This window comes from Corynebacterium curieae, assembly GCF_027570035.1.
GTDB lineage: Bacteria > Actinomycetota > Actinomycetes > Mycobacteriales > Mycobacteriaceae > Corynebacterium > Corynebacterium curieae.
On sequence record NZ_JAKMUU010000015.1, the window covers coordinates 1 to 11,825 of the forward strand.

General features: G+C 57.0%; 11 protein-coding genes. 10 read left to right on the forward strand and 1 reads right to left on the reverse strand.

Annotated features, from left to right (window positions below; translation table 11 throughout):
* The 4 genes from L8V01_RS11655 to L8V01_RS11670 form a co-directional block, all read left to right on the forward strand.
* Window positions 1-1,452, forward strand: a 1,452-nt coding sequence (locus L8V01_RS11655; protein WP_010993828.1) for a replication initiation protein, incomplete at its 5' end; no start/stop codon positions are given.
* Between the two features lie 283 nt (window positions 1,453-1,735).
* A complete protein-coding gene (locus tag L8V01_RS11660) occupies window positions 1,736-1,996 on the forward strand; it encodes a hypothetical protein (protein WP_148086566.1) in 261 nt (86 codons plus the stop codon).
* Window positions 1,997-2,327: 331 nt separating this feature from the next.
* Complete coding sequence (locus tag L8V01_RS11665) at window positions 2,328-2,948, forward strand: recombinase family protein (RefSeq protein WP_023022028.1); 621 nt, start codon at window positions 2,328-2,330, stop codon at window positions 2,946-2,948.
* A 557-nt stretch (window positions 2,949-3,505) separates the two neighbouring features.
* Window positions 3,506-3,661 (forward strand): hypothetical protein, encoded by a 156-nt coding sequence (locus L8V01_RS11670; RefSeq protein ID WP_023022048.1) that lies wholly within the window; start codon window positions 3,506-3,508, stop codon window positions 3,659-3,661.
* Between the two features lie 13 nt (window positions 3,662-3,674).
* Here L8V01_RS11670 and L8V01_RS11675 read toward each other — a convergent pair whose 3' ends face one another.
* Complete coding sequence (locus L8V01_RS11675; protein WP_023022049.1) at window positions 3,675-4,364, reverse strand: 3'-5' exonuclease; 690 nt, start codon at window positions 4,362-4,364, stop codon at window positions 3,675-3,677.
* Window positions 4,365-4,974: 610 nt separating this feature from the next.
* Here L8V01_RS11675 and L8V01_RS11680 point away from each other — a divergent pair.
* The 6 genes from L8V01_RS11680 to L8V01_RS11705 all read left to right on the forward strand — a co-directional run bounded on the left by L8V01_RS11680 (window position 4,975) and on the right by L8V01_RS11705 (window position 11,367).
* Window positions 4,975-6,159, forward strand: coding sequence for an Nramp family divalent metal transporter (locus tag L8V01_RS11680; RefSeq protein ID WP_011272788.1), 1,185 nt, complete (start codon window positions 4,975-4,977; stop codon window positions 6,157-6,159).
* A gap of 20 nt (window positions 6,160-6,179) precedes the next feature.
* Complete coding sequence (locus L8V01_RS11685) at window positions 6,180-6,605, forward strand: NUDIX hydrolase (protein ID WP_011117483.1); 426 nt, start codon at window positions 6,180-6,182, stop codon at window positions 6,603-6,605.
* A gap of 18 nt (window positions 6,606-6,623) precedes the next feature.
* Complete coding sequence (mobF, locus tag L8V01_RS11690; protein WP_011117484.1) at window positions 6,624-9,974, forward strand: MobF family relaxase; 3,351 nt, start codon at window positions 6,624-6,626, stop codon at window positions 9,972-9,974.
* Between the two features lie 143 nt (window positions 9,975-10,117).
* Window positions 10,118-10,384 carry a ribbon-helix-helix domain-containing protein gene (locus tag L8V01_RS11695; protein WP_011117485.1) on the forward strand — a complete coding sequence of 89 codons (267 nt, stop codon included), beginning with the start codon at window positions 10,118-10,120 and terminating at the stop codon, window positions 10,382-10,384.
* 129 nt (window positions 10,385-10,513) lie between these two features.
* Entirely contained in the window at window positions 10,514-11,104 is a 591-nt protein-coding gene (locus L8V01_RS11700) for a ParA family protein (RefSeq protein ID WP_010993829.1), read from the forward strand.
* Window positions 11,101-11,367, forward strand: a complete 267-nt coding sequence (locus L8V01_RS11705; protein WP_011117486.1) for a hypothetical protein — start codon at window positions 11,101-11,103, stop codon at window positions 11,365-11,367. Before L8V01_RS11700 ends, L8V01_RS11705 begins: the two co-directional genes overlap by 4 nt.
* Window positions 11,368-11,825 lie beyond the last annotated feature (458 nt).

Here is an 11,825-nt window from a genome sequence, read left to right on the forward strand (position 1 = left end):
ATGAGTTTACAGACTCATGCGCAGAATGCGCACACTAAAACACCTACCCGCGTCGAGCGCGACCGTGGTGGACTGGACAACACCCCAGCATCTGCCAGTGACCGCGACCTTTTACGCGATCATCTAGGCCGCGATGTACTCCACGGTTCAGTCACACGAGACTTTAAAAAGGCCTATCGACGCAACGCTGACGGCACGAACTCGCCGCGTATGTATCGCTTCGAGACTGATGCTTTAGGACGGTGCGAGTACGCCATGCTCACCACCAAGCAGTACGCCGCCGTCCTGGTCGTAGACGTTGACCAAGTAGGTACCGCAGGCGGTGACCCCGCAGACTTAAACCCGTACGTCCGCGACGTGGTGCGCTCACTGATTACTCATAGCGTCGGGCCAGCCTGGGTGGGTATTAACCCAACTAACGGCAAAGCCCAGTTCATATGGCTTATTGACCCTGTCTACGCTGACCGTAACGGTAAATCTGCGCAGATGAAGCTTCTTGCAGCAACCACGCGTGTGCTGGGTGAGCTTTTAGACCATGACCCGCACTTTTCCCACCGCTTTAGCCGCAACCCGTTCTACACAGGCAAAGCCCCTACCGCTTATCGTTGGTATAGGCAGCACAACCGGGTGATGCGCCTTGGAGACTTGATAAAGCAGGTAAGGGATATGGCAGGACACGACCAGTTCAACCCCACCCCACGCCAGCAATTCAGCTCTGGCCGCGAACTTATCAACGCGGTCAAGACCCGCCGTGAAGAAGCCCAAGCATTCAAAGCACTCGCCCAGGACGTAGACGCGGAAATCGCCGGTGGTCTCGACCAGTATGACCCGGAACTTATCGACGGTGTGCGTGTGCTCTGGATTGTCCAAGGAACCGCAGCACGCGACGAAACAGCCTTTAGACATGCGCTTAAGACTGGCCACCGCTTGCGCCAGCAAGGCCAACGCCTGACAGACGCAGCAATCATCGACGCCTATGAGCACGCCTACAACGTCGCACACACCCACGGCGGTGCAGGCCGCGACAACGAGATGCCACCCATGCGCGACCGCCAAACCATGGCAAGGCGCGTGCGCGGGTATGTCGCCCAATCCAAGAGCGAGACCTACAGCGGCTCTAACGCACCAGGTAAAGCCACCAGCAGCGAGCGGAAAGCCTTGGCCACGATGGGACGCAGAGGCGGACAAAAAGCCGCACAACGCTGGAAAACAGACCCCGAGGGCAAATATGCGCAAGCACAAAGGTCGAAGCTTGAAAAGACGCACCGTAAGAAAAAGGCTCAAGGACGATCTACGAAGTCCCGTATTAGCCAAATGGTGAACGATCAGTATTTCCAGACAGGGACAGTTCCCACGTGGGCTGAAATAGGGGCAGAGGTAGGAGTCTCTCGCGCCACGGTTGCTAGGCATGTCGCGGAGCTAAAGAAGAGCGGTGACTATCCGGACGTTTAAGGGGTCTCATACCGTAAGCAATATACGGTTCCCCTGCCGTTAGGCAGTTAGATAAAACCTCACTTGAAGAAAACCTTGAGGGGCAGGGCAGCTTATATGCTTCAAAGCATGACTTCCTCTGTTCTCCTAGACCTCGCAACCCTCCGCCATAACCTCACCGAATTCAAAGTGCGCTGGCTTGCCCATATTGAGGAATGGAAAGCAGAAAACCGACCAACGACTAGCTCAATGCTTGTTCGAATAGGCCGCACTCATGTCGCGGGGGCGGCCTATTGTCGAGACCATGAGCTTCCTTACCGAGTACAACGAACCCCGCGACCTGAGCCTGATTGATACTTCTCCCGCCAAGCTGGAGGGGGATTGCTACGAAGTGGCCAGCGCTTTGCGCGCCGCCGCCCGCTTTCTCGAAGTCCTCAACCAACTACCGGGCACTCCCGCAGTGCGTGACTGGCAAGGCGACGCAGATGAGCTAATAAACATCGCGAAGGCGCTTACCGATGACGCCGCAGAGTTTTTTAGCGACCAAGACTCGCAACAAAACTAACGTCCCGCTCCTGTTGCGGAACCACGTCGCGTGGTTATGCTCTTGGTTAGTCAGTAGTGCTGGCAAGGGGGCTTAACTTATTTACCCTCCCGAGTAAGCCCCTTTGGTTGCCCCGCTGGCACAGAGGGAGCCATCCAGCGCGTGCATGATAGGGGCACGCTCTGGGTGGCTTTCCCTAAGAGTCCAAGCGTTACTTACTTACGGTGTGGGCCAGACCGCAGCTGCTTCCAACAACGTTCTCCCAGTAAGGAGCTTTCTAGGGTATACGCTAAGTGAACAGTTTGGGAATTACATGCATCGTGTTTAATTCACTGTTCGCTAGGGTGGGTTTATGAGTAATGAAACAGAACCGTCACTACCTCTAGACATTCCCGAACAACCAGAGGTGGTTACGGGTCAAAAAATCGGTTACGCGCGTGTGAGTTCCAAAGACCAGAATCTTGACCGACAGTTGGCGGCGTTGAAGAAGGAAAAAGTCTTCCGCGTCTTCACCGACACGGTGAGTGGTTCGTCTACCCAGCGCCCCGGCTTAGATGGGGCGCTTAATTATGTGCGTGCCGGCGATCAACTCATTGTGGTGAGCATGGACAGGCTTGCCCGCTCGCTTATCGACCTCCACCGACTGGTCGATGAACTCGCCGAACGCGGAGTATCCGTGAAGTTTTTGAAGGAGGGGCAGACCTATTCATTAGATTCCAGTCCGGTGGCCAAGCTCATGCTCGGTCTACTCGGGTCGGTGGCGGAGTTTGAGCGTTCGATTATTCGTGAGCGCCAGGCCGAAGGTATCGCGAAAGCCAAGGCGCGCGGTGTGTATAAGGGGCGGGCGAAAGTCCTCAACGAGGAACAAGTAGTGCAGGCGCGCGAGTGGGTGAGCGAGGGGGTTCCGAAAGCGGAGGTTGCCCGCCGCTTCGGCATTGGGCGCACCACACTGTATAAGTACCTCACCCAATAACCCTAAACGGTCAATGACCACACTTAGATTTTGAATAAATGCAGGATGTAGGGCACTTCTTCACAATCTCAGGGTGTGTGCACACCCGGTTGATACAGTACTAATGGTCCACAAGCACCCCGCCTTGCGTGGGTGTGTGGCTTCCTCGTCGGTGCGCGGTTGGTCCGCGCGTTCACGTGGGCTGTTTCCGTGCGTCTTGTTAGGCGAGGGGACGACCCTACGACGTAAGGGAGGTAGACGATGGGTAGACACTCATTGGATACACCCGGTCGCAAGAAAAAAGACCCCGCCACCACGGGGACAGCAATCCTTAACGTGGTGAGCGGAGTCCTTAACGTTGCGACCGCAACAGTGAAGCTAGTTAACGCCTTGCTTCACTTGGGCCTTTAGGTCCGATAACCTCAGCCGACTGGTACTCGGTTGGGGTTATTTTTATGTCCCAGTCTGACTGCGTGCGCGACAATCAGGCTGTTCGTCTTTAGTGTAGGCAGCGCGCGCAGCAGCTGCAAGAACTACGAGTAATACGCGGCACTATACCTATTGTTATAGGTATTGCTATGGGTTTAATTCCTGCTGGTAGTAGCCGCTTATGGCCGATGCTTATGCCGGTAGAGCAAGGGGAGGAGTACGCCAGCTACCGCACGATTAACCTGCGTCAGGTTGCTTCTGCTGGGCGTAACCCGGTCTCTGTGGAGATGTGGGAGCACCCCTAGCCAGAGCACGGGATTAGCGGCGTGTGGCGGTGGGCTTGCAAGGTAGTCCCCAGCCGGTGGTGTGGGCGGCGTTGAAGGTGACGGCCTGGTCGATGATTTGGCGTGCAATCTTGGCCGCTTCGCGTCCGAAAAGTTTGTTCAGCATCTGTCCGGTGGCGGTCGCGTCGGCGATAGCCGCGTGGGACTGCGGGTTATTCAGCCCAACATGGTCAAGCAGGGAAGCGAGTTTGTAGGAGCGCAGGGACACCATTTGCTTAGCCAGGGCGATGGTATCTACGAATGGGAAGTACACGTCCTCCCCGTCTGGGATGATGCGCTCGGCTTCAGCAAGAATCATCTTGGAATCAAATGGGGCGTTGTGTGCCATGAGCACCAGCCCATCTACACGTGTGGCGAACTCGGTGTAGACCTCTGGGAAGGTGGGGGCGTGGGCGACATCAGCATTGGTGATGCCGTGGATGTGGGAGTTTTTAATCTGCTTGCCGTCAGGATTAATCAACGTGTGCCACTGGTCGACAAGCCGGAAAGATTCATCAAAGCGGGCGACGGCAATTTCAATGATGCGGTCGTAGCGCTTGTTAAACCCCGTGGTCTCTGTGTCAATGACGGCAAAGACTGGCCTGCCCGCCTGCGGGTGGGCAGCGTTGTCTAGAGCGTTGTCTAGGTGGGTGAGAGTCTCGCGGAGTCGGTTGAAAAAGTTCATGCCCACCACACTACGGAGTGTCCCGGACACGCCCTGGTGGGCGTAGAGGGGAGTGGGCGGATGTGTCAGGTCGTCGAAATTGGGGAGAGGTTTATTTTTGGATTGTTTTTCTTTTCTCGTGGGGCAGTGAGAATGCGTGTGTGCCTTGAGTAGTGGAGTGTTTGGTGGCAACCAAATCTATTGATTTGGGCGGCAGCCCAACGAGCCGCAAGGCGAGGCGGGAGCCTAAACCGTAACCCGTAGTGAACGGTTTTGTTGGTTGATCACCCCTGGGTATAGAGATACAGGGATATAGTTATAAGCCACCTGTGAAAATAGATAAACGTGCAGGTTAAACCCTGTGAATAACTGCCTCAATGAGGGTAAATCAGCGCACGCGTGAGGGTAAATCAGCGCACGCGTGAGGGTAAATCAGCGCACGCGTGAGGGTAAATCAGCGCACGCGTATTTTGCGTGAGGGTAAATCAGCGCAGACTGACCTGGGAAAATAGTCCGTGAGGGTAAATCAGCGCACACTTGGTCAGGACAAAATGAAAGCACCCCCCTGGCTTGAACATATGGCGATGAAAACTAGACTTCAAGTAGTTGAACTTTTGGTATGGAGATGCCTATGCGTAAGACCTTAATCAGCCTCACCGGCCCCGCCTTCGTTGCTGCAGTGGCTTACGTCGACCCCGGCAACGTAGCCGCCAACATCAGCGCCGGCTCCCACTACGGCTACCTCCTGGTGTGGGTACTCGTCGTGGCCAACCTCATGGCCATGTTCATCCAGTACCACTCCGCCAAACTGGGCCTAGTCACCCACCGCTCCCTGCCGGAAATCATGGGCGAGCGTCTCTCCCGCCGCGCGCGCCTAGGCATGTGGGCCCAGGCCGAGCTCATCGCCGCGGCCACCGACCTCGCCGAAGTCATCGGCGGCGCCATTGCCCTGCAACTCCTCTTCAACCTCCCCCTGTTCGCGGGCGCGCTCATCATCGGCGCGGTCTCCATCATTCTCCTCATCTTCCAGAAGAAGAACCAGTGGTTCGAGGGGCTTGTCATCGGCCTGCTCCTGGTCATCTGCATCGGCTTCCTTGCCGGCCTCGCCATCGCCCCGCCCGACCCCGCCGACGTGGCCGGCGGCCTCATCCCCCGCCTAGAGGGCAAGGACAGCATCCTGCTGGCCGCCTCCATGTTGGGCGCCACCGTCATGCCGCACGCCATTTACCTACACTCCTCCCTGACCAAGCAGCGCTACCCCGACCTGGAAATCCCCCACGTGCTGGCCGGCACCCGCGCGGACATCGCCGTGGCGCTGTCCATCGCCGGGCTCGTCAACGTGGGCCTGCTGGTCCTGGCGGGCTCGGCCCTCTACGGCGTGGACGGCACAGAGACCATCTCCGGGGCCCACACGGCGATTGCCAGCCACCTCGGCCCGCTGGCCGGCGTTCTCTTCGCCATCGGCCTGCTGGCCAGCGGCCTCGCCTCGACGTCAGTGGGCGCCTACGCCGGCTCCGAAATCATGGACGGCCTGCTTCACATCAAGGTCCCCCTACTAGTCCGCCGCCTGGTCACGCTCATCCCGGCGCTGGTCATCATCGGCTGCGGGGTCGACCCCACTATGGCACTGGTGGTCAGCCAGGCACTTCTTTCCCTGGGCATCCCCTTCGCCATCATCCCGCTTTTCCGCTATGCCGGCTCCCGGGACGTCATGGGTGAGTTCGCCGCGAAACCCTGGTCTATGGCCGTGGGCTGGACGCTTGCCGCGCTGGTCATCGCACTCAATCTCGCCCTCGTGCTCCTGCCGCTGCTCTAGGCCGCCTACAATCAGCAGCCATGATTGAAGTAGCAGCCGTCGTCATCCGCAACCCACAAGGCCACGTGCTTACCGTGCGCAAGAAGTCCTCCACCAAGTACCAACTGCCCGGCGGCAAGCCCGAGGCGGGCGAGGCGCTTGTCGACGCCGCCCTGCGCGAAGTTGCCGAAGAAGTAGGCCTCACCCTCGACGCCGAGAGCCTCAACAAACTCGGCACCTTCGACGCTCCCGCCGCCAACGAACCGGGCGAGGTCGTCGTCGGCACCATCTTCACCTACACCCGCACCGTCACCGCCGACGAACCCCATGCCGCCGCCGAAATCGGCGACACCGCCTGGGTCAACCCAGCAGCCCCTGACCGCGACCTATGCTCGCTGGCGCGCCCAGTTTCATGGTACATTTGCAACAAGTTGCCCAATGGGGTGTCCAGGTGGTCGCCGTGGTGATTGACAGGAGGTGGCGGCGTGCTGACTATCGCGAAGATGGGTGCACATTCCGTGGCCTATTATCAGTCCACGGTTGATGAGAATCGGGGGCCGGATTCGTACTATTCCGAGGACGGAAAGCAACCGGCTTCGGTGTGGCTTCGGGGTGAAAAACTCTCCGAGGTTTCGGCATTTTTGGGCACTGACAACGGTGCGATTGTGTCGGGAAAAACGGTTGAGAATTGGTTCAATAAGGCGGTTGCTCCGAGCGGTGCGGGGCTTGGAAATGCTCCGCGAAAGGATAGTGTTCCAGGCTTCGATCTGACTTTTTGTGCGCCGAAATCTGTCTCCTTGTTGTGGGGTATGGGTGCAGATTCTGACGTGCGTGGCATCGTCGATGAGGCCCACCAGGCGGCAGTATCCCAGGCGCTGGATTACTTGTCGGAGCATGCCGGCTACACGCGAAAGCAAGTAAAAGAGCCGGCCGGAAAACGTCTTGTCGTTGAAAAGTTGGCGGGTATTTCGGGCGTGAAATACGAGCACCGCACTTCACGTGCGGGCGACCCGCACGTGCATTCACACGTGTTGTTGGCGAATAAACAGCTATGCCGAGACGGCAAAGTTCGCACGCTCGATGGGGTGAGTTTGTACCATGAGGCGCGCGCGGCAGGCATGGTGTATCAAGCCACGGTGCGTGAAATCTTGAGCCAGAAACTCGGCGTGGAGTTCGGCGACGTGGTCAATGGATGCGCTGAAATTGTCGGTCTTGATGACCCAGAATTGATTGCGTCGTACTCGACCAGGGCGCGTGAAATCGACCAGTGGCAGGCCGACAATGGGCTTGAAACCCGTGCGGCCTATGAGCGTATCGCGCAGAAAATTACCCGGCGTACCAAGGACACCGACACCCCACTAGAGGAGTTGGAAATCGAGTGGGCGCGTGCTGAACACGGCGCGCAGGTGCGTGAGTTTGTGGCCGGACTTGAGCCGAAAAATGAAGCAGATGCGCGTGAATCTTCCGAGGATTTCTTGCCGAAACCGTCCCAAATTTTGGCGGAAGTTGCCGCAGAACGCTCCACGTTTACCCGCGCTGATGTAGCCGAGAAAGTAGCAGAACTTATCCGCCCCGGTGCCATATCCCCGGAGGATATGACGGTTACGGTTGAGGGGCTGGTTGATGCTGCGTTGGCTGCGCACGGTACATGGTCGGTGACCCCGGAGAAGTCCCGCGAGCTGGATAGTACCCAGCGTGAAGGTTCGCAGAAGTACACCACTGTCGAGGTGGTCGACGAGGTTGAACGTGGCGTTGATATGGCTACCGCGCGCGTGGAGCGCGGGGTTACCGCCGAGTCGATTCAACCGGTTGAGGGTGAGCTTTCGCCTGCGCAGGCTGATGCTATGCGCGCGGTTGTCGGCTCTGACTATTTGGCTTCTGTGGTGGTCGCACCGGCTGGTGCCGGTAAAACGTCTTCACTTAAATCTGCACATCACGCATGGAATATGGCGGGCAAGCATGTTATTGGTCTAGCTCCCACCGGCAAGGCGGCGGATGTGATGGTCGGTGAGAATGTGGCTGATGAATCCATGACGATTGCGCGTGCTTTTGTTGGCACAGACGATCTGATACCGGAGCATACAGCGGTGAAGCTGGGCTGGAACCGGGACACCGTTGTGGTTGTTGATGAAGCCGGTATGGTGTCTAACCCCGATACGATCCGTGTGCTGGAGACTGCCACTGCTGCCGGCGCGCGCGTGGTCTTTGTGGGAGACCCAGAACAATACTCGGCGGTGAAAGCTCGTTCTGGCTTGCTGGCTACCTTGTCTCATGAATTGCCTGATGCCGTTGAGCTACGCGAGGTGTTCCGCCAGCGTGATGCGGGTGAGCGTGAAGCATCGAAGTGGCTGCGCGGTGGCGAGGAAGCAGACGTTTCTCGTGCCGCCGAGTGGTACATGCAGAACAAGCGCCTGCACGCAGGATCGGTTACGGCAATGATGGACGATGCGTTGGCCGGGTGGCGTGATGATACTGCCGCAGGAAAGCAGTCCTTGCTGGTTGCAGCAACCCGCGACCAGGTCACTGCGCTCAATGCTGCGGCGCAGAAGATTCGCGCCGAGCGCGGCGAGATTAACCCTGAGCACCGCCTAGGTCTGTCCGATGGACTGACAGCCGGTGTCGGTGATGTCATCCTGACTCGTCGCAACGATGCGAAGTTGGTGACCAGCAACGGCGATGTTGTCCGCAATGGTCAACGCTGGGTCGTTGATTCCATCGGGAAAGACGGTTCCATTACGGCCCGACGGTGTGATGATGATTTAGCCACTGTGACACTAAACCGCGACTACCTCGATAAACACACCCAGCTGGGCTATGCCGCTACTGGGCATAGTTCCCAAGGCGCGACCGTGGATGTGGCCCGCGTTGTTGCTGGTGTGGGCAACCTAGATAAGTCCAGTGTTTACGTTCCTATGACCCGTGGGCGTGAGGGCAACTTCCTCTATATCGCCGAGACCCAGCCGGGAGATACCGAGACCGGGCATGGCCAGGTGAGCCAGATTATCCGTCGTGAGTCTGACGAATACGCCCGCGACCTGCTGGTGTCCGCAGGAATGCGCGAGCAAGGCGATAAGACACCCCAGGCGCTGTTTGGGCAGGCCAAGCAGGATTGGGAGCTGACCAAACTCGTCAACCAGCCTTCCCAAACGGATACCGATAACCCGTTTTTCGGCACCGACATGGGTGAGTACATGCGCAGCTTTGCCGCTAAACGCGAAGCGCGCTTTGCTGACTTCCATGCTCGCGCCCAGGCCAACAACGCCGATGAGGTGCCAGAACCGGAATCAGGCAACGAGTACAGCGTTACACCGTCCAATGACGCCGTGGAGCGTATCGATGCCGAGATAGAACGGGTAAACACTCAGCTTGAGACGCTGCGTGGTGAGTACGACCAGGCTAACCAGCAGGTTGAACAGCTCGGACAGCAGTATTCCAAGCAAGATGCTGTAGTGCGCGAGTTCGAGGACACGAAGAACTCGAGGGGCTTTTTCGGCAGGCTACGCCACGGCAACAACGACCAGGCCCTCCTAGACGAAGCAATCACCGTGCGCGACAAGGTAGCTGCATCCTATGACCAGGCCGTGGACTATCGCGACAGCTTTACAGATCCGATTCGCCAGCTTAAGACCGAGCTAGACGAACTGCGCTCCCAACGCAGCGACGAGCAGGCGCTACAGAACACCCTGGACGTCCTCGACTCACTCGGTATTAGTACCACCGCAGATGATGAGATGCTCGCCCGGTTCCACCAGCAAGCCGCCACAGATAGCGACTACGACAGCGACCAAGACAACTGGCTCGATGACACCCCGGAGAACGACAGCCCGGAACTGTAGAAAATTTCGCGCGCCCTTGTGGACTCCGGACATATGGTAAACAATGTTTACGAAAGCAAATAACGCTCACGAGAAAAAGAGTAGGACTGCCAAAGACAGTACGTAAACAATGTTTACGACAGGCAAGGGAAGGACTTACGTCAATGGTTCAAGGACCCCACCCCTCCGGGCGCGTGGTATCTGTACGCATGCCAGAGGACATCATCGAGCGCCTAGACACACTGTGTGCTCGCACCGGACGCAGTCGTGGTTTCTACCTCAAGATGGCAGTAACAGCGATGCTGCCCCAATTGGAGGGATACCACTGGGAACACGTCGCTGCGGACTTCGAAGAAAAGAGCATTGAAAACGAGTTTTACCGCATCATGCTTGCTGGACTTTCTGCCGAGTCTGACGATAAAGAAAAATAAAAGTGCTATCTGCCTGCTCTTTTGTCTTTACAGGCACCTGTAAAAATGTATTACTGTAAACCTGTAAAGCAGTATTTACTTAAACCTGTAAAGTGGTAGGGGCAATGATTTATACACCTAGGAGAAGCCATGATCATTACCGCCATTAACGCCAAAGGCGGCGTTGGCAAGACCACCACAACGATGTTTCTTGCCACGGTTTTCGCCCACCGAGGAAAGACCGTGACCGTAACCGACCTAGACCGGCAGGGCTCGGCACTGGAATGGTCTGAACGCGCAGAGGATGGAGGTGATCCTTTACCGTTTGAGGTTGAGCTGTCCATCCCCAAGCGCGTCGATAGGCAAGCAGCGCTCGTCGGAGACGATGAGTTCATGTTCATCGATGTGCCGCCAGGAGACGAGAACGCTATCGAAGCAGCAATCGCAGTCAGCGACTTCATCATTCTTCCGACCCGTTCTGCTGCTGCCGACCTCTCCCGAGTATGGGAGCTGCGCGACGCAGTCAACGGAACACCTCATGCAGTCTTACTGACGTTCGCCAGGAAAGGCACCAGCGCCCTTGACGCGGCACGAGAAGCGCTCGACGCGGAACACATGCCGCACTTTAAAACCGAAATCCCGCTACGCGAAGATATGCACCTAGCGTTTGGATACTGCCCAGGCCCCGACATGCACGGCTACGACCACGTCGCCGACGAACTCATGGAGATGATGAAATGAGCACCAGTAAAGAACGCGCCAGGGCGCAGCAAGGCCCGCGAACCTCAATGAAAAAAGCCACGAAGCTAACTCCAGCAGCCGAGAAGAAAACAGTGCGAAGCGCATTCCACCAACCCACAGGCCGCGACTACGTCAAGAAGATGACGATTGAAATCGACCGCGACCTTCACGCAGAACTTAAAGTCATCGCCGCCCAAAAAGGCGTGACCATCCGCGAGATTGTTAGCACCTACCTCGAAGAATACGTCCACAACAATAAATAAAGGTTTACAGGCATACAGCAATACAGTAATACAGGTTTATGGCACCTGTATTACTGTATTGCTGTATACCTATTGCTCTGGATAATTCGCCACCGTATGGGTAAATCTGCGCACGCTTTTTCTGCGTATCGGTAAATCAGCGCAGAGTGTGTGGTAAATCTGCGCAACCGCTTTCGTTGTATGCGTAAATATGCGCAGCCTGAACTGGGAAAAGTCCCGTGATGGTAAATCTGCGCAGACAGCCCTGTGCAGCTGAAACGCGGTTACGTATAGCTTGCCATATGTCTAGCCATACGTAACCGCAGGTAAAAGGCATATTTTTCGCGTGTCATGGCTAGTAAATAACACCGGTGTCATTTAGAGTCAGGGAAAGACAATGAAAAACGAAGAAAGCCACCGGGCGGCAACCCGATGACTTTCGCTTATCACCCAGCACACACCTGGGAGAAAGCACGGTC